Raw genomic sequence first — 22,618 nt, forward strand, 5'->3', positions numbered from 1 at the left:
TTCCGCTCTGTGGACATGCTGGTCCGCGCGGTCGGCCGCTGCCGACAATGAGCCGCATGACCGGAACCGGCCTGACCGACGAAGCCACCTACGACCGCACGCGGATCGAGCAATGGCGGGCGGGGAACGCGCTGTCGCGGCGCGGGATGCTCCGGCTGACGGCCGGCGGCTCGCTCGCGCTGACGGCGCTCGGCGCGCTTCCGTCCGGTACGGCGTCGGCGGCCACACCGATCGTGAAACCCCTGCCGCCGGAGATCTTCGAGGTCTACGGCACCAACGCGGAGACGCGCTGGGAGGCGCTGAGCGGCCAGGGCTATCTGACCCCGGTCGAGCGGTTCTTCGTGCGGAACCACACCGCCACTCCGGCGATCGACGTCAGCACCTGGCGGCTGAAGCTCTTCGGGAGCGGACTGAGTGGTGGGCCGGTCGAGTTCAGCTACCGGGACCTGCTCCGATTGCCGTCCGAGACGATCACTTCCGCCATCGAATGCGCGGGCAACGGACGGAGCTACTTCACCAGCCAGCAAGGGCAAACGGTGTCGGGCACGGACTGGAAGCTCGGCGCGATCGGCGTCGCGCGCTGGCGCGGTGTCCGGCTCGCCACGGTGCTGGCCAAGGCGGGCCTGACTCGGAACGCGGTCGACGTCCTGCCGGAGGGGCTGGACGCCGATTACGTCACCGGAGGGGTCAACCTAGGAAAGGTGCGTCGTCCGCTGCCGGTCGCGAAGGCGCTGCAGGACGTTCTGCTGGCGTACGAGATGAACGGGCAACCGCTCCCGCCGGATCACGGCTATCCCGTGCGGCTCGTCGTGCCCTCCTGGGCCGGGATCTCGTCGATCAAATGGCTGGGGCGCATCGAAGTCTCCGAAACGCCACTGGTGTCTCCGTGGAACACGCAGTACTACCGGCTGCTCGGGCCGGACCATCCGGCGGAGGGCACGCTCGTGACCCGGCAGGTGGTCAAGAGCGCGTTCGAACTGCCCTGGAACGCCGAGTTCGCGGCCGGTGACAGAAAGGTGCTGCGCGGCCGCTCGTGGTCGGGCAACGGCCGGATCCGGCGGGTCGACGTCGATACCGGAAACGGTTGGCGGCAGGCGAAGTTCGTGGGCGCGGCGGCGGATCGGGGGTGGCAGCGTTGGGAGATCCCCTGGCGCGCAGGCGTTCCCGGTGTCCACACGTTGCGGGCGCGTGCCACCGACATCACCGGTGTCACCCAGCCCGAGGTCACCCCGCACAACACCCAGGGCTACCTGTTCGACGCCATCGTCCGGCATCCGGTCCGGGTGGTGTGAGATGACGCAGTCGGTCGCGGTGAGCATCGAGCCGACCGTCGAGCTGACCCTGGCGTTGCGGGTGAGCACCGACTCCGAGCACGCCGCCACGATCGCCGCGCGCCTGCTTGAGTCCTTTGAGGACACTGTCGGCGTGACGCTGACCGCGCGGACCGTCCAAACCGGCCAGGTCGTCGAACTCGCCGGACGGAGGCGGTCCAGTGAGTTCGCCCCGCCGCTGCGGATCGAGCCGGATTCGCGGCGAGTGCTGCTGCGCGGCGAAGTACTGGAGTTCACCAGGCTCGAGTTCGACCTCCTGCTGTTCCTGAGCCGGAATCCGGACCGCGTCTTCGACCGCATCACGCTGATGGAGCGGGTGTGGGGCCTGTCCGGCGGCAACGTCCGGACCGTGGACGTCCACGTCCGCAAGATCCGGGGCAAGCTGGAACCCGTGCTGACACCGATCGCGACGGTGCGCGGGGTCGGTTACCGGTTCGACGGGGCGGGGCAGGTGCTCATCGCGGACTGAGTGATGATCTCGGTGCGTCAGTCACTCACTCAGGTCGTTATTGGTTACGGTGCGATGACGAGGGATCCTCCGAGGTAACACAACGCGACACTTTCTCGAATTGTCAGACACTCGGCTGATGCGCGGCCTCTAAGCGGTCGCCCTCGATCTCTTGGAGATGTCTGACATGTACGCCCCGAACCCGCCATCGCCCGTACCCACGGCCCATCCGGTTCCGCGTCCCACGAAGTTCGCGGGACTCGCTTGGACCGCGCTCATTCTCGGCATCGTCGGTGTCGTCGGCTCTCCGATCATCTTTTTCAACAACCTCACGGCCGTGGTCGCCGGTGTCGGGTTCGTCCTCGGCGTGATCGCGCTCTTCGGCTCGAAGAAGATCCTCGCCGCCATCGGCGTTGTCTTGTGTGTGCTGGCCGTCGTCTTCACGGTCATCGCCCAGGGAGCGGCGGTGAAGGAACTGAACGAAAAGCTCGGTCTGCCCGAATCGGACAAGAAGGCCAGCGGTCAGACGTACGCAGTGGGAGAAACCCATCGAGGCACTGCCGTGGACATCACCGTCGCGGACCCGAAGGCTTTCACTACCGGTGAATACGCCGCTCCGGCTCAGAATGCGAAGGCGACTAGCTATCAGGTGACGGTCGTCAACCACTCGGACAAGCCGTGGTCCGCGGCGATGCTGCTCGTTCAAGCCACCATGGGCAACACCAGCGCCGAGCAGGTCTTCGACACCAACGCGGGCCTCGGCGGGACACCGAGCCAGGACATCCTGCCGGGCAAGGACCTCACGTTCAGGGTCGGGTTCGTCGACGCACCGGGAGACGTGACGATCCAGGTCGGCGCCGTGACCGATGACAAGGTGTATTTCGTCCAGAAGCGCTGACGCGGGATGGGAAGATCGAACCGTGAATCCCACTTACGTCCTGCTCCACGGTTCCAACAGCGCCTCGTTCACCTGGGGGCCGCTGCAACGCGAGCTCGCCCTGCTCGGCCACCGCACGCTGGCCGTCGACCTTCCCGGCCACGGCTTCGCCGCCGGTTTCCACGCCGCTTACCAGGCGCCGCAAGACCTCGAAGCGCTGGCCACGGCGCCGTCGAACCAGGCGGGCGCCACCTTGGCCGAGGCCGTCGAGCAGGTGGTGGACGTCGTGCGCAAGGTCGCCGAGCACGGTCCCGTCATCCTGGTCGGGCACAGCCGCGGTGGGCTGCCGCTCACCGGCGTCGCGAACGCCGTCCCGGAGCTGATCGACCGGATCGTCTACATCTCCGCGTGGTGCTGCGTCGACGCGACGGTGGGCGAGTACATGCAGGGACCCGAGTACGCGAGCAGCGCGCTCAACGACGTCGGCGGGGTCGTCGTCGCGAACCCGGCCGAACTCGGCGCGCTCCGGATGAACTGGCGCACCGCCGATCCCGCGCTGCTGGCCGCGTTGAAGATCGCGATGATCGAGGACGGCACCGATCAGGAGTTCTTCGCCTACCTCAACACGCTCGAACCGGACGAGAGCCTCGACGCCGGGACCGAACTCGCCGACGCCGCCACTTGGGGCCGGATCCCGCGCACCTACATCAGGCTCACCGAAGACCGGTCGATGCCGCTCGCGCTGCAGGACCGTTTCATCAAGGAGGCGGACGCGCTCACCCCGGGCAACCCGACGGACGTGCGGTCGCTGACGAGCAGCCACGTCCGGTTCCTCGTGCACCCGCAGGAGGCCGCCGCCATCCTCGCCGGGCTCGCGTGATGACGGAAGCGCGGTTCACCAAGGGGCATCTGATCACCTTGCTGATCAGTTCCGCGATCGGCGTGGGATTCGGTGCCGGATGGTGGTTCTTCGGCGCATCCTCCGTCGGCGACGGATCGACGCCGCTGGTCGTCGTGGGCATCGTCGCGGTGCTGGGCTTGGTGGGCTGGCTCGTCCTGACCGCCCGCCGGGGTGCCGGGCTGCCCGCGGGCGGCGGCCGGGAGGAAAGCCCGTTCGGCAAGCAGTACGGGATCGCCGTGCTGCTCATGCTGGTGGGGATCTTCGCCGGAGCGCGAGTGTTCTCAGCGGTCTTCGAACTTCCCGAGGCCGTGCCCGCTTGGGTCCTCTTCGTGGTCGGCCTGCACTTCCTACCGTTCGCGAAATTGTTCGACTCACGGCGTTTTCTGGTGCTGAGCGCTCTGTTGTGCGCTGTCGCCGTGCTCGCGATCGTGGGCTGGGCCGCGGCCTGGCAGCTCGTGCCCGGCTTCGGAGGCGCCGTGGTCCTCTGGGGGACCGTCGCCGCCGGGCTGCTCGCGACGGAAGGTCAGGGAGCGACGAGCCCGGCTTCGTAGGCGAAGATCGTCAGCTGGACCCGGTTGGTCGCGTCGAGTTTCGCGAAGATCCGGGTGATGTGGGTCTTCACCGTCGCCTCGCTCAGGTGCAGTTCCGCGCCGATTTCGGCGTTGGTCCCGCCTCGCGCGACGGCGGTGACGATCTGCCGCTCACGTTCGGTCAAGGTGCCCAGCCCGGCTCGCGCCCGATGACGGCGCGGGCTCGTCCTGGTCGCGACGAAATGCCCGATGAGTTTCCGCGTCGTCCTCGGCGAGAGCATCGCCTCACCCGCCGCGACCACGCGCACCGCGTCGATGATCTCCTGCGGCGAGCCCTCCTTCAGCAGGAACCCGCTGGCGCCCGCGCCGAGCGCGTCGAAGACGTATTCATCGAGGTCGTAGGTCGTGAGCACGAGAACCTTCGGTGGGTTGGGCAGCGCGGTGACCGCGGCGGTCGCGGTGAGACCGTTCATCCGCCGCATCCTGATGTCCATCAGCACGACGTCGGGCGCGTGCATGGACACCTTCGGCACGGCTTCGTCCCCGTCACCAGCTTCCGCGACGACCTCGATGTCGCCCGTGCTGGACAGGATCATCGACAAACCGGTTCGCACGAGCGGGTCGTCGTCGACGAGCAGCACTCGCAGTGGGCGCTGGTTCACCCGGACAGGTTAGTGGTGTCCCCACGGTAGCCAAGCCCGGACGGCGAATGTGCGCTCTTCGGTGGGGCCGGCGCTGACGTTGCCGCCGATCAGCGTGACACGTTCACCGATCCCGGTCAGTCCGGCTCCCGCGCCCGGCGGCTTTCCCGCCGCGGCGATCGCGGGCAGCGGATTGACCACCTCGACAGTGAGCCCGTTCCCGGGCCCGCCGCGAACCGAAACCTCGGCCGTCGTACCCGGAGCGTGTTTCAGGATGTTGGTCATCGACTCCTGCACGATCCGGTACGCGGTCGTGCCGAGCAACGCCGGCGCGCCGCCCGCGTCGTCGAGCAGGATCGTCACGTTGACCCCCAAACCCGCCCGGCGGGCGTTGGCCACGAGTTCGGGGATGTCCGCCAGCGTCGGCTGTGGCGGTTCCGGATGGATTCCGTTCTCGCTGGTTTCGCCGAAACCCTGGCCATCGCGGAGGACCCCGATGACCTGCCGCAGATCTTCGAGCGACTGGCGCGCGGTAGTGCGGACGGTTTTCGCCGCTTCCGTCGTCGCGGGTCCCTTGCTGACTTCCAGCGCACCGGCTTGCAAGGACAGCAGCGAGAGCCGGTGCCCGAGGACGTCGTGCATCTCGCGCGCGATCCGGGTGCGCTCCGCGCGGCGGGTCATTTCGGCGCGGAGTTCCTCTTCCTTGGCCTCGCGGATCGCGAGCGTGTCCTGCATCCCGCGGACGACTCCGACGGTGAGCGGCACGGCCGTCATCACGACGGCGACCGTCAACGTCCCCATCAGTTGCACGGCGGAGAACTGCTTGCCGACGATCTGCCCCGCGACGGTCACGTCGGGATGGCGGTTGGCGTCGCCGAACAACGCCCACGCGGTGGCGACGTAGACCAGGACGGACCCGCTCCACAGGACGCGGTCGCGGCGGCGCGCGGCCAAGGCGGCGAGGGCGACCAACGCGGCCAGCGCGTCGGACCGGAAACAGAGCGGTGGCACCAACGCGATGCCGAGCACGAGTTCCGGCCATTTGTGCCGCCAGCAGAGCATGACCGCGGCCGCGATCCCGGTGAAGAAACCGAGCGTGGACCACCATGTCGGATCGAAGGATTGCGTCGCCGGAAGGTAACCCTGGGCGCTGAAGACGAAAATGCTGCTGATCACGCACGCCGCGACCGCCACGACGGTGAGCACCACACCGAGCACACGCCTTGCCATGCGCTGAGCGTACGCAAACCCGCTTGGCCGGAGGCATCAGCGAAAGCGGTCCTTCACGACGCGTGGATTACGACTTTCGTCGTACCGGGTTCGTGCGCCGAGGACGACGCGGGCACCTCGCGATCGCTGGTTGTATGCCGCCTCGTTCATCCCTTTGGAAAGGAAAATCCCCCGTGACCCAGCAAACCCCCTACACGCCGGCCCCGCAAGCCCCCGCCAGCCCGATGCCGCCCCGCAACGGCATCGGCGTCACGGGCTTCGTCCTCGGCCTGGTGGGGCTGGTCTTCTCCCCGATCCCGTTCGTCGGCGTCATCGCCTGGCCGCTGGTGATCCTCGGCCTGATCTTCTCGATCATCGGGCTGATCCGCGTCAAGAACGGGAAGGCCTCCAACAAGGGCCTCTCCATCACCGGTATCGCCTTGTCCGCGCTCGGCCTCGTGGTCTGCGTGGTGTGGATCTTCGTGTTCAACGCGGCGGTCAACGAGGTCAACGACGAAATCAACCGCACCGCCAAGGTGTCCTACGAGGTCACCGGCGACGCCACGAACGTCGAGGTCATCTACGGCGAGGTCCTCAACCCCGTCACGGAGACCGTCCCGGCGCTGCCGTGGAACAAGGAAGTCGAGAACAAGGGCGTCTACAAGGGCGGGACGCTCACCGTCACGACCGGCGAGACCGGTGGATCCGTCACCTGCAAGATCACCGTCGACGGCGCGGTGGTCTCCACCAAGACCGCTTCCGGCGAATTCGCGATGGCCGCCTGCACCGGAGTGTGACGGTCGGACCGTGAAAGGCCTCCTTCGCCATTCTCGGGGTGGCGGGGAGGCCTTCGCGTTTCCGGCATGATGCGGTCATGACCGAGCCCGTCCATCCGTTCTCCCCACCCGCCAACGAACGTCACTGGATCGAAACCGTCACCGAACTGGCGAAGGATTTCGCCGCGAGTGCCGCCGAGTTCGACGAAACGGCCGAGCTTCCTATCGACAACCTCCGTGCCTTGCACGCGGCCGGACTCGACCGGGCCACCTTGCCCGCGGAGTTCGGCGGCGAGGACCTCAGTTATCGGACCTACGGCGAGATCGTCCGGATCCTCAGCGCGGCCTGTTCTTCGACGGCGTGTATCTGGGTGATGCACATCGGCGCCGCCGTCGGACTCGCCCAGTTGTCCGCCCCTGATGTGGGGCGCTTCTACGCCGACGAGCTGATCGGCGGCAAGCGTTTCGCCAACGCGCTGTCGGAACCGAGCAGCGGCAACATGTTCCTGATGCCGCAACAGGTCGCCGAGCCCGTGGACGGCGGATACCGGCTCACCGGCGCCAAGCGGTTCGTCTCCGGTTGCGAGGTCGCCGACCACTTCCTGGTCAACGCGCTCGTCGGCGGCGTGCCCACGTTCTTCGGCGTCGCGCCGGACGACACGATGACCTTCGTTCCCATCTGGGACACGATGGGATTGCGCGCCAGCCGAAGCCAGCTCGTCTCGTTCGAAGGCACAGTTCTGCGGGAGGACCGCCGGTGCCCGCCGTCGACCGTGCGGCGGCCGAACCACATCGCGGCCGGCCTCGCCTTCCTGTCGCTGGGGATCGCCGACGCGGCGGAGCAGGCGTTGATCTCGCACGCCCGGAGCCGCGTCATCCCCGCGACCGGGGAGCCGCTCGCCGGAATGCAATGGCTGCAGTTCGAAGTCGCGGACGTCCACGCCCGTCTCGAAGCGTCGCTCATGTACGCCCGGAACATGGCGTGGCTGGCGGATCAGAACTCGCCGGAGTTCCTGCCCGCGACCATGACGGCGAAGGTGCTCGCGAACGACATCGCCCGTGACGTCGCCCAAGTCGCGCTGAAAGCAGGCGGGGGTTCGGGCTTCCTGCGCGCTTCGCCGATCCAGCGGCTGTTCCGGGACGCGCAGGCGGGCGGGCTGATGGCCTATTCGGCGGAAGTCAGCAAGGACCGGATCGGGAAGACGGTGCTGCTGCCGCAGGACTGACCTCGGATGGCCGGCCGGGTGACGTCAAGCCCGGCCGGTCCCGCCGGAGCGGGTCAGCAGCAGCCGCTGCCGCAGCAATCGCAGTCGCACCAGTCGTCGTTCCGCATGGTCATCCACCTCCTCCCTCGGGTCCGCATTCGGGCGGGCACCAGGCGCCGGGAAGCGGATCGGCGCATTCGTCGCCGGACATCCCGGACAGCAGGGAAGTGAGCTCGGCGCGCAGCTCGCCGAGGCGGGCCATCTCCGCTTCGATTTCGGCGAGATGGCGTTCCAGCATGGTTTCGGCGGGTTCGCACGGGCACACCCCGGTGTCGCGCACGCTCAGTAGGTCACCGATCTCCGTCAGCGTCAGCCCGAGCCGCTGGGTGCCGCGGATGAACCGCAACCTGTCGATGACGTCCTCGTCGTAGCGCCGGTGTGCCCCGGTTGTCCGCGCGGGTGCGGGCAGAAGACCGATGCGCTCGTAGTAGCGCACGGTGTCCGGCCGGACTCCGGCGCGAGAGGTCACCTGGGACATGGTCAACGCCGTCAGCGCCTTCGCCGCTTCGGTTCGCATGATCCGAGGGTAGAACTTGGACCCGGCTCCAGAATCAAGTCCGAATTCGACGGGGGCTCACGAAGAGAAGACGACGGCCCGGCGCGTCCGCATCATTCGAAAGGGTGGAAACGGCGAGAGGACGGCACGGTGACTGACTTCCGGTACGTGATCAGGGACCTCACCACGGAGGGCGAACAGGTCGATGCCCTGGTGGCCGGCCTGGACGACGCGGGATGGGAGCTGCCGACCCCCGCGGCGGGCTGGTCGGTCAAACACCAGATCGCGCATCTCTCCTTCATCTTCAAGATCGCCGGATTGTCCGCGGGCGAGCCGCAGAGGTTCGCCGAAGTCATGAAGAGCTCGATGGTGCGCGGTTTCGACGCCGCGGTCAACGCGGCTCTCGACGACTACCTCGGCGACCCCAACGAGGTCGTGCTCAGCCGCTGGCGTGCCGAACGCGACGCCGGGATCAAGGCGCTCGCCGCGGTCCCGGCGGACCAGGTCGTCCCGTGGCTGGTCAACCCGCTGCCGCCGGCCATCCTCGCCTGCGCCGGGATGATGGAACTGTTCGCCCACGGTCAGGACATCGCGGACGCGCTGGGAGTGCGCCCGGAGCGGACGGACCGGCTCGCGTACCTCGTCGGTTTCGCCGTCCGGGTGCGGGACTTCGGCTATGAGGCCCGGGGGCTGACCCCGCCGGAGCAGGAGTTCCGGTTCGAGATCACCGCGCCGTCCGGGCAGTTGTGGACGTTCGGCCCCGAGGACTCCCGGCAGCGCGTCACCGGGAGCGCGGAGGACTTCTGTCTGCTGGTCACCCGGCGCCGTCACCGCGACGACCTCGACGTCCGCGCCGAGGGCGCGCTGGCGGACCAGTGGCTCGACATCGCGCAGGCGTACCGCGGCCCCGCGGGCGAGGGACGCTCGCCGGGACAGTTCGGCCGGTGAAAATTCCGCCGCTTCCGCGGTGATTGGGCATCCTGGAAGACGCGATCAACTCCGCTCGGTGCGATCGTCGATGGCACACGGGGTCTAGGAGGCGATCGTGGCACGGGTGTGGCTGATCAGACATGGCGAAAGCGAATCCAACGCGGGGCTTCCCGGCGGCGAGCCGGGAGCTTCGGCGTTGACCGAACTCGGCCGCCGGCAGGCCGTCGAAATCGCGGATTCCCTGGCCGAACCGCCTCGTTTGATCGTGACCTCGCCGTTCCTACGGGCGCGGCAGACCGCCGAGCCGACGATCGAGCGGTTCCCCGGCGCGGAGCGTGAGGAGTGGCCTGTCCAGGAGTTCACGTTTCTCGGCGAACTCCATGGACAGGTCACCACCACCGCCACCCGCAAGCCGTACACGGAGGCCTACTGGTCCCGTGCCGACCCGCACCACGCGGTGAACGGCGCGGAATCCTTCGCCGCTCTCTTCATCCGGACCCAGGAATTCCTGGCACGGCTGGGAGAACGGGAACCCGGGCCGATCGCCGTCTTCACGCACGGACTCTTCATCCGCGCGGTCATGTGGTCACTGCTGACCGGGACCACCACCCCGGACAGCGCGGCCATGCACCGATTCCGCACTTTCGCCGACACCTACGTCGTGCCGAACGGCAACATCACCGAACTGCGGTACACGCCAGGGAAGCGGATTCCGCGCATGGTGGTCCCACTCGCCTCCCGGTTCGCCGACCGCTAGGGCTTCAGCAGCAGCCGGAGCTCGTTCACCCCGGTCATGTGCGGGCTGGGGATGAACGACGGCGGAACGGCCGGATCGGTGCGCAGATCCGGGAAACGGTCCAGCAGGATGTTGAGCGCCGTCTTGCCTTCGAGCCGGGCGAGCGGGGCGCCGATGCAGAAATGGATTCCGCGTCCGAAGGCCAGATGCGGGTTGTGCGCCCGTGCCGGGTCGAAGACGCCCGGATCCGTGAAGGTGCGCGGATCCCGGTTCGCCGCCGCGACCCAGATGCCCAGCATGCTGTCCGCCGGGATCGTCCGGCCGCCCAGTTCGACTTCGGTCGTCGTGGCGCGGGCGACGAGTGCGAACGGGCTGAGGAACCGCAGGGATTCCTCGATGGTGGCGGGCAGCAACGCACGGTCCTCACGGACGCGCCGGTACTCGTCCGGATGGGAATCCAGGCACAGCACGGTGTTCCCGAGCAGCATCGTGGTGGTGATGTGCCCCGCGAGCAGCAGCACGTTCGCGAAGTTGACGACCTCGTTCTGCGTGAGTTTCGTGCCGTCGACCTCGGCTTCGACGAGTTTGGTCAGCAGGTCCTCGCGCGGATTCCGCCGTCGATCGTCGACGTGCTCGGAAAGATAGTTCACCAGGTTCTTCACCTGCGCGGACGTTTCCTCCGCGGCCTTCTTGTCCTCTTCGGTCTGCTTGATCAACGACCGTTGCTGGCTGTTCCGCAGCAACGTGTCGACCCATTCTTTGAACAGGTCGCGATCACTCGCCGGGATGCCGAGGAGTTCGGCGATGACGATCACCGGCAGCGGGTAGGCCAGATGGGTCACCAATTCCATCGAGTCCGCGCCGTCGACCGCGTCGAGGAGCTCGTGAGTCAGTGCGGCGATGCGCGGTTCGAGATCCGCGACGACCTTCGGTGTGAAGGCGTGGCTCACCAGCGTGCGCAGTTTCTTGTGATCCGGAGGATCCATCTGGAGCAGATTGCCTTCGACGAACAGATCCTTGTCCGGCGAGATCTCCTTGGGGATCAGCCGGGTGGTGTCGGAAGAGAACACCTTGGGATCACTCAGGGTCTTCAACGCCTCGGCGTGGCCGTAGACGTTCCACATGCCCGTCTCGGCGTCGAAACGGACCGGGTCGGCCGGGAATTCGTCCCGCAGCCAGAACTGGGCTTCGTGGACGCCCCAGGTTTCGGCGATCGTGGTCATGGCTTGCCCCCTTCTTCTCGTGGTGGAGGAGCGCGGATCAAGCGGGCTCCTCGGGGCCGTCCTTCCGGTAGATCCAGGCGTGATAGGACGAGATCAGATCCTGGAACGCCTGGATCACTTCGGCCGCGGTGGCGGCCAGATTCGCGGTGGACGGTGGCTCCGGCGGCTCGAACGCCGTCCGGATGATGTGCGCGAGAGCGTCGGCCTTCTCTTCGATCGTGAGGTCGGCGCCGTCGCCGGTGAAGCTGTCCATCAGGTAGAACCCCAGCGCCGAAGCACGCAGGGAGAACAGCAGGTTCGGGATGTCGTCGCGCAGGAATCCCCGGTCGGTCATCGTCTTCAGGTACCGCTCGGTCACGACCGCGTCCTGATCCTGCAAGGGATGTTTCTTCAACCGGCCCAGTAGCTCGGTGTTGCCGGTGATGAGCGCGCCGAGCAACGGGTTTCGCTGGGTGTACAGGAAAGCGGCCCGCTGGAACCGGTGCGGGACGACTTCCGCCGGATCTTCGGCGAGCCGCTCGAGAAGGTTTTCGGCGGCACGGAGGGATTCACGCAGGAGCAGCGCGTGGAAGAGGGTTTCCTTCGTGGGCCAGTGCAGGTAGATCGTGCCCTTCCCGATACCCGCCTGGCTCGCGATGTCCTCGATGGTCACCTTGCGATAGCCCAGCCGTGACAGCAGGACGCCGGCCGCGTCGAGGATGCGATCGGCGCGACCGGCGGTGCGGTCCGGACGTTCTGCCACGTGCGCTCCCATGTTCTGACTTCATGACCAGATTTGCTCATCTGGTCATCCGGTCAGTTCAACGGTAGCGCCGGACGGGCTCGTCCGGCAAGGAAATCGACGAGTTCTTAACGCAGACGGTGGGCGAGCAGGAACTTCCAGATGACCGGGGTCGCGTCGATGACGGTCGGAGTGGCGGAGTCGTTGTTCGGTGCGGTGCTCGGCCAGACGTGCCCGGCTCCTTCGACCCGGTAGTGCTGAAGCGAGCAACCGAGCCATCGCTGGACGGTGACGTCGGCTTTCGGCGAGTACTGAATCGGCCGCGGGAAACAGCCGTTCCGGTCCGCCCACGCCGCGAGCCAATCCGGCAGTGCCGGCAGGCCCTTGGCGGGGTTCCCGGTGTAGGGGATCGTCGCGTCGGCAGTGCCGTGGAAATCGAGAATCGGCGCGGGGCGCGACGGGTGGCACTCGCCGCCTTGCGGGTAGAACGCGCCGGCGACCGGGGCGAACGCCGCGATCCGGCCCGGCATCCGGCAAGCGAGAACACCGACGAACCCACCGCCGTTCGACTTGCCCGTCGCGTAGATCCGGCGGGAATCGACGCACAGTTCGCGCTGGAGCGTGTTCAGCAGATCACTGGTGAAGAGCACATCGTCCGCGGCGGCCGAGTACGGCGCGCCGGTCCATGCCGACTCCCCATCCGTACCCGGAAGTCCTTGCGGGTAGACGGAAATCGCGTCATACGCGGAAAACCCGGACAGCTCCTCCTGATACTTCGACGTCCGTTTGTGGCCATGGAACGACAACACCAGCGGGTACGGCCGTGAAGACCGGTACCGTGCCGGGACGTGCACCGTGTACTCGCGGACCAGACCGCCGGACGTCAACGTCCGCAGCGTCGTCGCCCCGGCGGGGACCGGGGACGGACGCTGGCAGCCGGTCGTTCGCACCGGATGGTCGACTGACGACGGCGTGGCCGACGCCATCGGAGCGGCGAGCAGGCTCAGACCGGCAGCGGCGGCGGCCATCAGCGCGAGACGACGCAGGTATTTCGTGGGACCAGGCACGCGATCCTCCTTGATCGGGCGGCAGGGCGGTGATCAGGGTCACTCCTGACGCGGGCCTGGTCAGCATTGTGTTCATTGAGTTTTCGGACCGCTTTTCACGTCACCCCGCCGGGCGACCCGCCTGATCCACCCGGCCTCCGTTGCGACCGGCCAGGTCAGCCGCAGGCGCGTTTCGCCGTGAGCACGCGGGTCAAGGCCTCTTCGACCCGGGCGGCCGGGAGATCGCCGGACGCCAGAGCTTGCTCCAAAGTGGCCAGCACCGTGCCGACGTTGCCGCCAGAGGACCACAGTGCCTGATCCGCCCCCGCCTGCAATGCCTTGAGCACGGCCGTTTGCAGCGGGTACTGCGACGTGATCGCCTTCATCGCGCCGAGATCGTCCGTGATCACCGGGCCGTCGAACGCGTAGTCCTTCCGCAGCAGCCCGTACGCCGCCGCCGACAGGGTCGACGGCGTGCCGCCGGTCAGGTCGGGCACGTCCAGATGTCCGACCATGACGCCGATCTCGCCGTACTCGCCGATGTCGCGGTACGGAACCAGGTCGACCTTCCGCAACGAGGCCAGCGGCGGTGTCCGCACCAGTCCCTTGTGGGAATCCCCGCTGGCGTGCCCGTGCCCGGGGAAGTGCTTCAGCACTGGCTGCACCCCGGCGTCCCGCAAGCCCTGCGCGAACGCCAGAACGTACTTGCGCGCGACTTCGGGATTCGCGCCGAACGACCGGTCGCCGACGATGTCGCGGTCCGGCTGGTCGGTGATGTCGGCGTCGGGCGCGTAATCGACGGTGACGCCACGGGCCAGCATCTGCCGGCCTCGCTCGGCGGCCTTCGCCCGCACCTGTGCCGGTGTCAGGGTCGAGGCCATCTTGCGCGCGCTCGGCATGTCGCCGTCGAGGGCGTCGATCCGCTGGACACGGCCGCCTTCCTCATCGATCGCCACCGAGACCGGGACCTTGGCGGCACGCTGGACCTCGTCCAACGCGCGGTTTCGCAGAAGGGCCGTTTCGTTGCCACCGAGGAAGATTCCGCCGACCTGCTGATCGCGCACCAGCTTCACCGCCGCCTGCGGGTCGCCGGCGTTCACGCCGACCACCACCAGCTGGGCCAGCCGCTGCCGGGGGCTCATCCCGGCGATGACGGCTTCACAGCCTGGAACGGGCGCCTGCTCCACTCTCGGTGACGGCGAGGGTGAAGGCCTGCTGGAGCTGGGTGGGACTGAGGCGACGCTGCTGCGCAGCGGAGGCACTGTCCCCGCCGGCTGTGCTGATCCGGCCTCGTCGTTCGCCGTACCGCACTGCACGCTGGTGAGCAGAACGGTCGCGGCTCCCAGGATGACGGTCGCCCATCGCTTCGTCGTCTTCGGTCGCCCGGAGTTCATCGGCTCGTTTCGTTCGTCGTCCATGCCGGTATCGACGGTAACCCCACTTGCCCTTTCGTACGCGCTCGCGTGCCCTTCGGTGCGTGCTTGCGCCCTGCCGGGCCTTTAGCCTCATCTCCTTCCTCTTCTGCGTTTTCCCTCGTCAAACGGATGTTCGGACTTGACAGCTCGATCTGCTCCAACGTAGATTACCACATGGTTATGGAACCGCAAGGTTATCCAGTGGTTCGGCGGGCGCCGGATCCGGCCGATCGTAAGAAGTCGAACTCGTGAGAACAGATGAACGAAAGGCGGGCGACCGTGGCACAGGATCTGCTCGATGTCACCTTCGCGGCGCTCGCCGACCCCACCCGCCGCGCGATCCTCGCCCGGCTCGCGCGGGGTGAGGCCACGGTGACGGAGCTGGCCGAGCCGTTCGCGATGAGCCAGCCCGCAATCTCCAAGCATCTGAAGGTGCTGGAGCGAGCGGGGCTGGTGGCGAGGGGGCGCGACGCCCAGCGCCGTCCCTGCCGGCTGGTGGCCCAGCCGCTGAAGCGGGCGAACGAATGGCTCGGCGGCTACCGCCGCTACTGGGACGAGGCCTTCGCGGACCTGGATCTCGTCCTGGAAGGGGAGATCCAGCACCCGGAACACCGGGGCGAGACCGATTGACCACCACACGAGCGGAAAGGAACAGCACGATGGGACGAACTCTCAGCGTGACGAAATCCGGCGATCTCGAGATCGTCATGACGAGGTCCTTCGACGCGCCGAGGACGCTGGTGTTCGACGCGTGGACGAAACCCGAGCTGGTACGCCGTTGGTTCGGTCCACGCGACTGCGAAGTCGTAGAGTGCGAGATCGACCTGCGGGTCGGCGGCAGATGGCGCTACCGGCTGCGCCACGGCGGCGGGATGGAGATGCTGCTGCAGGGCGTCTACCAGGAGATCGATCGTCCGGGTCTGCTCGTCTCCCTCGAAACGAACGAGGACTGTGAGGCGTCTGAAGGTCAGGCCTTGGCGACTCTGACGTTGGTCGAACACGACGGGGTCACCACGCTGACCCAGGTGGTGCGGTACGGCTCGGAGCGAATCCGGGACGCCGTGCTCGAATCCGGGATGGAGCGGGGTGTCGGCGAGGGCTTCGACAAGCTGGCCGAGGTCATGGCCGCTCCGGTGCGGGTGGGAACACGATGAACGCCATCGCCGACCGTTATCGCGTAAGGGCCGACGCCTTCGAGAGCAAGGTCGCCGCCGTCGAGGCCGGGCGATGGGAGAGCAAGTCTCCTTGCGCGGAATGGAACGCCAGAGATGTCGTCGGGCACATCGTCGACATGCATGGCGCGATGCTGAGCCCGTTCGGGCGCGACCTCGGGCCGGCGCCCTCGCTCCTGGACGACCCGCTGGGCGCTTTCCGGGCGGCTCGCGCCGATGTCGAAGCCATCCTCGGCGATCCCGTGCTCGCGGCCACGGAGCACGAGACGCCGACGGGGAAGATGTCCGCCGAACAGCACATCGATCAAGTCGTCAGTGCCGACATGGTGATCCACGGCTGGGACCTGGCCAGGGCCACCGGTCAGGACGACACGATCGATCCGGAAGAGGTCGCGCGGATGTGGCCGGCGGCGCAGGCCATCCCCGACCAGATGAGGATCCCGGGTGCCTTCGGGCCCGGCATCGTCGTCTTCGGCCCTGAAGTGAAGGTGCCCGAAGACGCGCCCTTGCAGGACAGGCTGCTCGGACTGATGGGCCGAGACCCGAACGCCTGATACAGGTCAGACATGGATCCCGCGATGGCGCCGGACGGGCCGGGCGGGAACCGGTACCTCGGCGGTATCGGTCCCCTTGGCCGCGGCCAGGACACGTTCCAGAACCGACAGAGAGGTGGTGAGCAAGGAAATCTGGTTCTGGATGCGGATCTTGGCGATCTCCAGTTCGCCGGTCAACTCCGGCGAGGGCACCAAATGCGTGTGATCCCCGGAAACACAGGGAAGGAGTTCCGCGATCTTGCCGCTGCACAACCCGGCTGAATAGAAGAGCTGGATCTGCAGCACCCTGGCGATGTCGTCTTCGGAGAAGGTCCGGTAGCCGTTACCGCATCGGTCGGGTCGCAGCAGGCCTTCCGTTTCGTAGTACCGCAACGAGCGGACGCTCACCCCTGTTCGCTTCGCCAGTTCGCCGATCCGCATGAGTCCACAGTAGCCGCGGAAACCGAGGTTGACCGTGACGCCGGTGTCAGGGTTTAGCTTCGCGTCCATGAGGTTGCTAGAAGCGTTCCGCGGTGCCGCGATCCAGCTGCCGAACCGCATGGCGATGGCTCCGATGACCAGGGGCCGTGCCGACGATGTCACCGGCGTGCCGCATCCGCGGACGGCCGAGTACTACTCGCAACGTGCGAGCGCCGGGTTGATCGTGAGCGAAGGCATCTGGGTGAACAGGACCGGCAAGAGCGGCCCGGGAATCCCAGGGCTGGCGACAGAGCAGCAGACCGAGGCATGGCGTGAGGTGACGGCGGCCGTGCACGAGGAAGGCGGCCGGATCTACGCGCAGCTCTGGCATGCGGGACGGGTCAGCCATCCCGGCGTGACGGGCCGGGTACCGGTGGCGCCGTCGGCGGTCCGGCAGGCCGGACGGATCTTCACGGCCGGCGGCTGGACGGACACCGTCGAACCCCGTGCGCTCGGCGAGGGGGAGATCGGCGAGGTCGTCCAGGACTTCGCCGAGGCGGCACGCCGGGCCGTCGAGGCGGGATTCGACGGCGTGGAGCTCCATGGTGCCAACGGCTACCTCATCCAGGAGTTCCTCGCCGGCAACACCAACCGCCGGAAGGACCGCTACGGCGGCTCGGTCGCCGCCCGGCTCACCTTCCCGCTCGAGGTGGTGGCGGCCGTGACCGAGCAGATCGGTGCGGCCAAGGTCGCTCTGCGAATCTCGCCGGGCAACCCGGAGAACGACATCGTGGAAGACGATTGGAAGGAGGTGTACTCACGACTGCTCGCGGAACTCCGCCGGTACGAGCTCGCGTACCTGCACGTCATCGATACCCCTGACGTCGAGGTGTTGTCTCACCTGCGACCTTTGTGGCCGGGAACTCTCGTCGCGAATCTGCGATCCGAGAAGCCGACCAGTCGCGCCGAGGGGGAGTGCTTGATCGGAGCCGGTCTGGCCGACGTGGTCGCCTTCGGCAGGTTGTTCATCGCGAACCCGGATCTGCCTGCCCGATTCGCTCTCCACGCCCCGCTCGCCGAGGCGGATCGCGATGTCTACTACGGCGCCCGGCTCGACGGCTACACCGATTTCCCGGCGTTCGAACCGGACTCGGCGAAGTTCGCCTGTTCGGCGCGCAGCTGATCTTGGCCGCCCGTTCTACAGTGCGGGGATGGTCAAGACGGCAGTGGAAATCGCGGCGGCTGTGCGCGCTAAGGAACTCGACCCGGTCGAGGTGACGCGTGAGGCATTGGCCCGGATCGAGGCGGCGGACGGGGTGGTCGGCGCGTTCCGCCGGGTGCGGGTCGAGGAAGCCCTCGCCGAGGCCGCCACTGTGGCCGAACGCGCGGATCTGGCCGATCTACCCCTGGCCGGAGTGCCGGTCGCGGTCAAGGACGTCGCGCCGATCGAGGGGGAATACGCCTCATGGGGTTCACGCGCGGGTTCGTCGACGCCGTCCACAGAGGACGGTGAGATAGCGCGGCGGTTGCGCGCCGCCGGTGCGGTGATCGTCGGCCTGACCCGGGTGCCGGAGCTGTGCATCTGGCCGTCGAGCGACGATCCGGACGGGACGGCGCGCAATCCGCGCAACCCGTCGTACGCCGCCGGCGGTTCGTCGGGCGGGAGTGCCGCGGCCGTCGCGGCCGGGCTCGTGCCCATCGCACACGGCACCGACGGTCTGGGCTCGATCCGGCTGCCGTCCGCGATGTGCGGGATCGTCGGTCTCAAACCGGGTAAGGGTGTGGTCCGCATACCGGGGGAGGACGGCTGGTTCGGCCTGTCCACGCACGGTCCGATGACGACCACGGTGGCGGACGCCGCCGTGCTGATGTCGGTCCTCGCCGAGCAACCCGGCCTGGCTGACCTCACCGAGCCGAAGCGGTCCCGCATCGCCCTGTCGACCCAGGTCCCGTTGACGAGGGCGCCGCTTCCGCGCGCGTTCAGGCAGGCCGTCACCCGGGCCGGCGAGCTGTTCCGCGAGGCCGGGCACACCGTCGCGCCCGGAACACCGCGGTACAACGCCGGAGCGATCGGTGGCCTCCTCGCGCGCTGGGTCGCGGGCCCGGCCGAGCAAGCGGCCGAGTTCGATCTCGGCGCGCTCCAGCCCCGCACCCGTACCCACGTCCGGCTCGGACGGCTGGTGGCCAAACGCGTCCGGGAGACCACCCGGGAGCGCTGGCTGGAACGTGCCGAAGAGTTCTTCGCCGACCACGATGTCCTGGTCACGCCCATGATCGCGACCCTCCCGCTCAAGGCGCGCACGTGGCACGAGAGCCGATGGATCGCCAACGTGCTGCCGTCGGTGCGGGTGGCGGGTTTCGCCGGTCTGTGGAATCTGGCGGGCTATCCGGCGATGTCGGTGCCGATCGGCGTGCATCCTTCGGGTATCCCGGCCTGCGTCCAGCTCGTCGCCGCGCCCGGCGGCGAAGCGCTCCTGCTGAGCCTCGCCGCCCAGCTCGAAGCGGCCAATCCCTGGCCACGCACCACCGCGTCCTGACCAAGCCCGAAAGAGAGCAAGGGACCTTTGCTACCACTCTCCACAGGGGAGCGGTAGCAAAGGTCCCTTGCTACTTCGCGCTGGTCAGGAGCCGGTTTTGGCCGGTGACGGCTTCTGCCCGTTCGCCTTCGGGCCGTTCTGCTCGCCCTGTCCGTTCTTCGGCGCAGCGGCGGCAGGCGCCGAAGAAGCGGGCTTGACGGGAGAGGGCTTGGCGGCGGCCGGAGCGGCGGCCTTCGAGGCGGGCGGCTCGGCGGGCTTACCCGCCGGCTTCGTCTCCTCGGCCTTGCTGTCTCCGCCGACGAGCTTCGAGGCGTGCGGAATCACCGACTCCTCAGGCAGCGCGGCGAGCATCGCCTCGCTGCCCTTCAGGACCTCGTCGGCCTGCATGAGGCTCTTGCGGGCCTGTTCGCGGATCTCCGCCAGCCGCTCGACCTTCCGCTGGGCGGCCGTCGTGCGCTGGGCGGCGGTCGTCGTGGCTTCGTCGAGCCGGCGCTTGGCCTCGGCCGTCGCCTCGTCGATGCGGCGCTTGGCCTCCGCGGTGGCCTCCGCGATCCGGCGTTCGGCCTGGTTCTTGCTGGCCGTCTGCTGGTCGGCGATGTGCTTTTCGTGCGCCGCCTTCTGCGCCGAGATCGTCTGCTCGAACTCGCGCTCGATCTTCCGGCGCTTGCGCTCGGCCTCGTTGTCCAGCAGTTCCCGGCGCTGGGCGGCCTCGACGGTCAGCCGCTGGACCTCGGCGCGCGTCTCGGCGAGCGCGGATTCGTGCTCGGAGTGCAGCGCGTCCGCCTGCTTGTCCAGCTCGGCGACGAGCCGCGTGTAGCGCTCGCGGAGCTTCTTCGAGGCTTCGCTCGACGAAGCCCAGTGCTTCTCGGCGGCGACTTCGGCACGCTTCGTGATCTCGTCCGCGCGCGCCTGCGCGAGCGTGACGGTGCGTTGCATCCGCTCGTCGAGGTCTTCGAGCCGCTCCGGCGGCTTCTTCAGTTCCTCGATCCTGGCGTTCAGCTTCGCCACCTCGTGGCGGACGGTTTCGAGTTCGCGCGTGGCCGACGTCGCCTGCGCGATCGCGGCGTCGCGGTCGTTGATCACGCGATGCAGCTGGGCTTCGAGATGATCCAGATACTGGCGCACTTCGTTCCGGTCGAAGCCGTGCCAGGCCTGGGTGTACTCGCGCCGCAGGGGCAACAGGCCGTTGTCTCGCTCGGGAACCATGGCCACGACGGTACCTGCGTACGCGGGGTCGCCGTTGTCAGGCTTGGTGATTCACCGACGTGTGTCGTCTCTCAGCTGCGATCCCTCACCTGAACGGCCGCCACCCGTGTGCGCAGTGTCACCAATGGAACCCGCGGCTGAGCCGGGCGAGCGCCATCGCCGCACGGGACAGGTGCTGCTCGCCCTTCCCGATCTTGAGTCCGCCTTCGCCGCCCGCGGCCGCGGAATCCGGGAACACGCGGAATCCTTGGTAGGCCACGGCATCCGTGAGCCCCGGCGTGAGCGTGTAGGCGAGCCCGATCGCCTGCCCGGCGGGCGTGCCGATGTGCTTCGGACGTTCCCGCAGCGCCTTCATCACCATGTCCGCGGCCTGATCCGGGGATTTGGTCGGGAACGCGTCATAGATCTTCGTCGGCCGGATCATCGGCGTCCGCACGAGTGGCATGTGGATGGTCGTGAAGGTGATTCCGTCGCCGTGGGTCTCGGTCGCGGCGATCCGGGAGAAATAGTCCAAGGCGGCCTTCGACGCCGCGTACGCCGAAAAGCGCGGCGCGATTCCCTGCACGCCGATCGACGAGACGTTGACGATATGCCCGAATTTCCGCTCGGACATATGCGGCAGCACCGCGAGGATCAGCCGCACCGCGCCGAAGTAGTTGATGGCCATCGCGCGTTCGTAATCGTGGAACCGGTCGTACGACAGTTTGATCGACCGGCGGATCGAGCGGCCGGCGTTGTTCACGAGCATGTCGATCCGGCCGTGCTCGGCGAGCATCGCGTCGACGGCCTTGTGCACCGATTCCTCGTCGGTCAGGTCGGCCGGGTACACCGACGCCGTGCCGCCGGCGGCGATGATCTCGTCCCGCACTTCTTCGAGTTCGTGACGACGCCGCGCGACGAGCAGCGGCACCCCGCCCGCGGCCGCGACCTTGATCGCGGTCGCGCGGCCGATCCCCGAGGACGCGCCGGTGATGATCACGCGACGGCCGTCCAGCTCGCCGCGGGGTCCGTGCTTGCGCGCGCGGAACGGGTCCAGGTGCTCTCGCCAGTAGCGCCACAGGGTGGGCGCGTACTCCTCGATCCGGGGCACCTCGACACCCGAGCCGATCAGTGCCTTGCGCGTCGACGCCGACGAGAACACCGACGGGAAGGCCATGGTCTCCAGCAGCACCGGCGGGATGCCGAGCCGCTCCATCACGGCGTCGCGCGCGATGGTGAAGCCGGGGATGTGCTCGCTCAGCTTCACCAGGTTGACGATGCCCTTGGACACGCGTTCGTTCAGCTGCACGGAGATCGTCGGCGCGCCCGCGGCCTTCGCGAAGGCGTTGTAGACCGAGACGACCGGCTGCGGCTCCGGGTTGACCAGGTGGAACGCGCGCCCGTCGAGCCCCTTCGTGGTGACCAGGGCGTTCAGCGACTCGGCGACGTAGTCGACCGGGACGACGTTGGTGTCGCCGAGGTCGGGGCCGACGATCGGCACGTCGGGCAGCCCGGCCAGCCTGCTGATCGCGGGGAACAGGTAGTACGGGCCGTCGATCTTGTCCATCTCGCCGGTCTCGGAGTTCCCGACGACGACCGCGGGCCGGTACACCCGCCACGGCACGTCCTGCTGTTCACGGACGAGGCGCTCCGCCTCGAACTTCGTGCGGTGGTACGGCGTGAGGAGCCGCTGGCCGACGTCGAACATCTCCTCGGTGAACATGCCCTCGTGGTCACCGGCGACGGCGACCGAGGACACGTGGTGCAGGCAGCCGGCGTTCAGTTCGGCGGCGAGCGCGATCACCTGCGCGGTGCCTTCGACGTTGGCTTTGATGCTGGCTTCGTCGTCGGCGGTGAGGTCGTACAGGGCGGCGAGGTGCACGACGTGGTCGACGCCGCGAAGCTTCTCTCGATCCTCTTCGCCGACGCCGAGCAGCGGCTCGCCGAGGTCGCCAGTGATGAGGGTGACGCGTTCGGGATGCGGCCAGGCGTTCACGAGTTTCGCGAGTTTGTCCCGCGAGGACGCGCGGACGACGAGCGCGACCTTGTCGACGTCGTCCCTGGTGAGCAGTAGCCGGGTGAACTGGCGCCCGATCAGTCCGGTCGCCCCGGTCACCAGAAAAGTCGCCATCTGCCTCACCCTTCACCGTGCTCGCCCGCGTCCCCCGGCATTCTGCTGCATCGGGACGGCGAGGACCACCACGGCGCCGGTGAAGTTACTCACGG

At 68.0% G+C, this 22,618-nt stretch carries 24 protein-coding genes; 14 read left to right on the forward strand and 10 right to left on the reverse strand.

Going from position 1 to position 22,618, the window contains the following annotated elements:
- Positions 1–56 precede the first annotated feature (56 nt).
- The 5 genes from DMC64_RS12070 (at position 57) to DMC64_RS12090 (ending at position 4,108) form a co-directional block, all read left to right on the forward strand.
- Positions 57–1,292: a sulfite oxidase gene (locus tag DMC64_RS12070; protein ID WP_125733528.1), complete on the forward strand. Its 1,236-nt coding sequence runs from the start codon at positions 57–59 to the stop codon at positions 1,290–1,292.
- 1 nt (position 1,293) lies between these two features.
- Complete coding sequence (locus tag DMC64_RS12075) at positions 1,294–1,800, forward strand: winged helix-turn-helix domain-containing protein (protein WP_125733529.1); 507 nt, start codon at positions 1,294–1,296, stop codon at positions 1,798–1,800.
- Between the two features lie 346 nt (positions 1,801–2,146).
- Positions 2,147–2,677, forward strand: coding sequence for a hypothetical protein (locus DMC64_RS12080; RefSeq protein WP_125733530.1), 531 nt, complete (start codon positions 2,147–2,149; stop codon positions 2,675–2,677).
- Positions 2,678–2,699: 22 nt separating this feature from the next.
- Entirely contained in the window at positions 2,700–3,536 is an 837-nt protein-coding gene (locus tag DMC64_RS12085; RefSeq protein ID WP_037340743.1) for an alpha/beta fold hydrolase, read from the forward strand.
- A complete protein-coding gene (locus tag DMC64_RS12090) occupies positions 3,536–4,108 on the forward strand; it encodes a hypothetical protein (RefSeq protein ID WP_125733531.1) in 573 nt (190 codons plus the stop codon). The genes DMC64_RS12085 and DMC64_RS12090 overlap by 1 nt, the downstream gene beginning before the upstream one ends.
- On the opposite strand, the gene DMC64_RS12095 is transcribed toward DMC64_RS12090, so the two are convergent.
- Positions 4,081–4,728 carry a response regulator transcription factor gene (locus DMC64_RS12095; protein ID WP_125733707.1) on the reverse strand — a complete coding sequence of 216 codons (648 nt, stop codon included), beginning with the start codon at positions 4,726–4,728 and terminating at the stop codon, positions 4,081–4,083. The genes DMC64_RS12090 and DMC64_RS12095 overlap by 28 nt on opposite strands.
- A 30-nt stretch (positions 4,729–4,758) precedes the next feature.
- Positions 4,759–5,958, reverse strand: coding sequence for a sensor histidine kinase (locus DMC64_RS12100; protein WP_199754955.1), 1,200 nt, complete (start codon positions 5,956–5,958; stop codon positions 4,759–4,761).
- 224 nt (positions 5,959–6,182) lie between these two features.
- Here DMC64_RS12100 and DMC64_RS12105 point away from each other — a divergent pair, with 224 nt between their 5' ends.
- Entirely contained in the window at positions 6,183–6,734 is a 552-nt protein-coding gene (locus DMC64_RS12105; RefSeq protein ID WP_037340750.1) for a DUF4190 domain-containing protein, read from the forward strand.
- A 77-nt stretch (positions 6,735–6,811) separates the two neighbouring features.
- Complete coding sequence (locus DMC64_RS12110; protein WP_125733532.1) at positions 6,812–7,939, forward strand: acyl-CoA dehydrogenase family protein; 1,128 nt, start codon at positions 6,812–6,814, stop codon at positions 7,937–7,939.
- A 109-nt stretch (positions 7,940–8,048) separates the two neighbouring features.
- Here DMC64_RS12110 and DMC64_RS12115 read toward each other — a convergent pair whose 3' ends face one another.
- Positions 8,049–8,495, reverse strand: coding sequence for a heavy metal-responsive transcriptional regulator (locus tag DMC64_RS12115; protein ID WP_037340753.1), 447 nt, complete (start codon positions 8,493–8,495; stop codon positions 8,049–8,051).
- 129 nt (positions 8,496–8,624) lie between these two features.
- Here DMC64_RS12115 and DMC64_RS12120 point away from each other — a divergent pair, with 129 nt between their 5' ends.
- Together DMC64_RS12120 and DMC64_RS12125 are read left to right on the forward strand one after the other, a co-directional pair.
- Positions 8,625–9,422 (forward strand): TIGR03084 family metal-binding protein, encoded by a 798-nt coding sequence (locus tag DMC64_RS12120; protein ID WP_125733533.1) that lies wholly within the window; start codon positions 8,625–8,627, stop codon positions 9,420–9,422.
- Positions 9,423–9,519: 97 nt separating this feature from the next.
- The gene (locus DMC64_RS12125) at positions 9,520–10,161 is read left to right on the forward strand and encodes a histidine phosphatase family protein (protein WP_037340757.1); all 642 of its coding nucleotides are present in this window, start codon (positions 9,520–9,522) and stop codon (positions 10,159–10,161) included.
- On the opposite strand, the gene DMC64_RS12130 is transcribed toward DMC64_RS12125, so the two are convergent.
- The 4 genes from DMC64_RS12130 to DMC64_RS12145 all read right to left on the reverse strand — a co-directional run bounded on the left by DMC64_RS12130 (position 10,158) and on the right by DMC64_RS12145 (position 14,548).
- A complete protein-coding gene (locus DMC64_RS12130; RefSeq protein ID WP_125733534.1) occupies positions 10,158–11,363 on the reverse strand; it encodes a cytochrome P450 in 1,206 nt (401 codons plus the stop codon). The genes DMC64_RS12125 and DMC64_RS12130 overlap by 4 nt on opposite strands.
- A gap of 37 nt (positions 11,364–11,400) precedes the next feature.
- Complete coding sequence (locus tag DMC64_RS12135) at positions 11,401–12,105, reverse strand: TetR/AcrR family transcriptional regulator (protein ID WP_125733535.1); 705 nt, start codon at positions 12,103–12,105, stop codon at positions 11,401–11,403.
- A gap of 107 nt (positions 12,106–12,212) precedes the next feature.
- Positions 12,213–13,151 (reverse strand): PHB depolymerase family esterase, encoded by a 939-nt coding sequence (locus DMC64_RS12140; protein WP_125733536.1) that lies wholly within the window; start codon positions 13,149–13,151, stop codon positions 12,213–12,215.
- 155 nt (positions 13,152–13,306) lie between these two features.
- Entirely contained in the window at positions 13,307–14,548 is a 1,242-nt protein-coding gene (locus DMC64_RS12145) for a glycoside hydrolase family 3 N-terminal domain-containing protein (protein ID WP_125733537.1), read from the reverse strand.
- 276 nt (positions 14,549–14,824) lie between these two features.
- Here DMC64_RS12145 and DMC64_RS12150 point away from each other — a divergent pair, with 276 nt between their 5' ends.
- From DMC64_RS12150 to DMC64_RS12160, 3 genes are read left to right on the forward strand one after another with little or no spacing between them, the layout of a single operon-like run.
- Positions 14,825–15,175: a helix-turn-helix transcriptional regulator gene (locus tag DMC64_RS12150; protein ID WP_125733709.1), complete on the forward strand. Its 351-nt coding sequence runs from the start codon at positions 14,825–14,827 to the stop codon at positions 15,173–15,175.
- A gap of 29 nt (positions 15,176–15,204) precedes the next feature.
- Positions 15,205–15,699, forward strand: coding sequence for an SRPBCC family protein (locus DMC64_RS12155; RefSeq protein WP_125733538.1), 495 nt, complete (start codon positions 15,205–15,207; stop codon positions 15,697–15,699).
- Entirely contained in the window at positions 15,696–16,271 is a 576-nt protein-coding gene (locus tag DMC64_RS12160) for a TIGR03086 family metal-binding protein (protein WP_125733539.1), read from the forward strand. The genes DMC64_RS12155 and DMC64_RS12160 overlap by 4 nt, the downstream gene beginning before the upstream one ends.
- 6 nt (positions 16,272–16,277) lie before the next feature.
- Here DMC64_RS12160 and DMC64_RS12165 read toward each other — a convergent pair whose 3' ends face one another.
- Entirely contained in the window at positions 16,278–16,760 is a 483-nt protein-coding gene (locus DMC64_RS12165) for a MerR family transcriptional regulator (RefSeq protein WP_125733540.1), read from the reverse strand.
- On the opposite strand from DMC64_RS12165, the gene DMC64_RS12170 reads away from it, so the two are divergent.
- Both DMC64_RS12170 and DMC64_RS12175 read left to right on the forward strand, forming a co-directional pair.
- Positions 16,759–17,853: an alkene reductase gene (locus DMC64_RS12170; RefSeq protein ID WP_125733541.1), complete on the forward strand. Its 1,095-nt coding sequence runs from the start codon at positions 16,759–16,761 to the stop codon at positions 17,851–17,853. The genes DMC64_RS12165 and DMC64_RS12170 overlap by 2 nt on opposite strands.
- Before the next feature lie 28 nt (positions 17,854–17,881).
- Complete coding sequence (locus tag DMC64_RS12175; protein ID WP_125733542.1) at positions 17,882–19,207, forward strand: amidase; 1,326 nt, start codon at positions 17,882–17,884, stop codon at positions 19,205–19,207.
- Positions 19,208–19,291: 84 nt separating this feature from the next.
- On the opposite strand, the gene DMC64_RS12180 is transcribed toward DMC64_RS12175, so the two are convergent.
- Both DMC64_RS12180 and DMC64_RS12185 read right to left on the reverse strand, forming a co-directional pair.
- On the reverse strand, positions 19,292–20,413 hold the full coding sequence (locus DMC64_RS12180) for a cell division protein DivIVA (RefSeq protein WP_125733543.1): 1,122 nt from the start codon (positions 20,411–20,413) through the stop codon (positions 19,292–19,294).
- A gap of 118 nt (positions 20,414–20,531) precedes the next feature.
- On the reverse strand, positions 20,532–22,523 hold the full coding sequence (locus tag DMC64_RS12185) for an SDR family oxidoreductase (RefSeq protein ID WP_125733544.1): 1,992 nt from the start codon (positions 22,521–22,523) through the stop codon (positions 20,532–20,534).
- Positions 22,524–22,618 lie beyond the last annotated feature (95 nt).

Source organism: Amycolatopsis sp. WAC 04197, from assembly GCF_003947475.1.
Classification (GTDB): Bacteria; Actinomycetota; Actinomycetes; order Mycobacteriales; family Pseudonocardiaceae; genus Amycolatopsis; species Amycolatopsis japonica.

Coding starts and splice junctions, on each gene's coding strand:
- DMC64_RS12070 (WP_125733528.1), top strand. CDS start 57: ATGACCGGAACCGGCCTGACCGACGAAGCCACCTACGACCGCACGCGG.
- DMC64_RS12075 (WP_125733529.1), top strand. CDS start 1,294: ATGACGCAGTCGGTCGCGGTGAGCATCGAGCCGACCGTCGAGCTGACC.
- DMC64_RS12090 (WP_125733531.1), top strand. CDS start 3,536: ATGACGGAAGCGCGGTTCACCAAGGGGCATCTGATCACCTTGCTGATC.
- DMC64_RS12100 (WP_199754955.1), bottom strand. CDS start 5,958: ATGGCAAGGCGTGTGCTCGGTGTGGTGCTCACCGTCGTGGCGGTCGCG.
- DMC64_RS12105 (WP_037340750.1), top strand. CDS start 6,183: ATGCCGCCCCGCAACGGCATCGGCGTCACGGGCTTCGTCCTCGGCCTG.
- DMC64_RS12110 (WP_125733532.1), top strand. CDS start 6,812: ATGACCGAGCCCGTCCATCCGTTCTCCCCACCCGCCAACGAACGTCAC.
- DMC64_RS12115 (WP_037340753.1), bottom strand. CDS start 8,495: ATGCGAACCGAAGCGGCGAAGGCGCTGACGGCGTTGACCATGTCCCAG.
- DMC64_RS12130 (WP_125733534.1), bottom strand. CDS start 11,363: ATGACCACGATCGCCGAAACCTGGGGCGTCCACGAAGCCCAGTTCTGG.
- DMC64_RS12145 (WP_125733537.1), bottom strand. CDS start 14,548: ATGGACGACGAACGAAACGAGCCGATGAACTCCGGGCGACCGAAGACG.
- DMC64_RS12155 (WP_125733538.1), top strand. CDS start 15,205: ATGGGACGAACTCTCAGCGTGACGAAATCCGGCGATCTCGAGATCGTC.
- DMC64_RS12160 (WP_125733539.1), top strand. CDS start 15,696: ATGAACGCCATCGCCGACCGTTATCGCGTAAGGGCCGACGCCTTCGAG.
- DMC64_RS12170 (WP_125733541.1), top strand. CDS start 16,759: ATGAGGTTGCTAGAAGCGTTCCGCGGTGCCGCGATCCAGCTGCCGAAC.
- DMC64_RS12165 (WP_125733540.1), bottom strand. CDS start 16,760: ATGGACGCGAAGCTAAACCCTGACACCGGCGTCACGGTCAACCTCGGT.
- DMC64_RS12175 (WP_125733542.1), top strand. CDS start 17,882: ATGGTCAAGACGGCAGTGGAAATCGCGGCGGCTGTGCGCGCTAAGGAA.
- DMC64_RS12180 (WP_125733543.1), bottom strand. CDS start 20,413: ATGGTTCCCGAGCGAGACAACGGCCTGTTGCCCCTGCGGCGCGAGTAC.
- DMC64_RS12185 (WP_125733544.1), bottom strand. CDS start 22,523: ATGGCGACTTTTCTGGTGACCGGGGCGACCGGACTGATCGGGCGCCAG.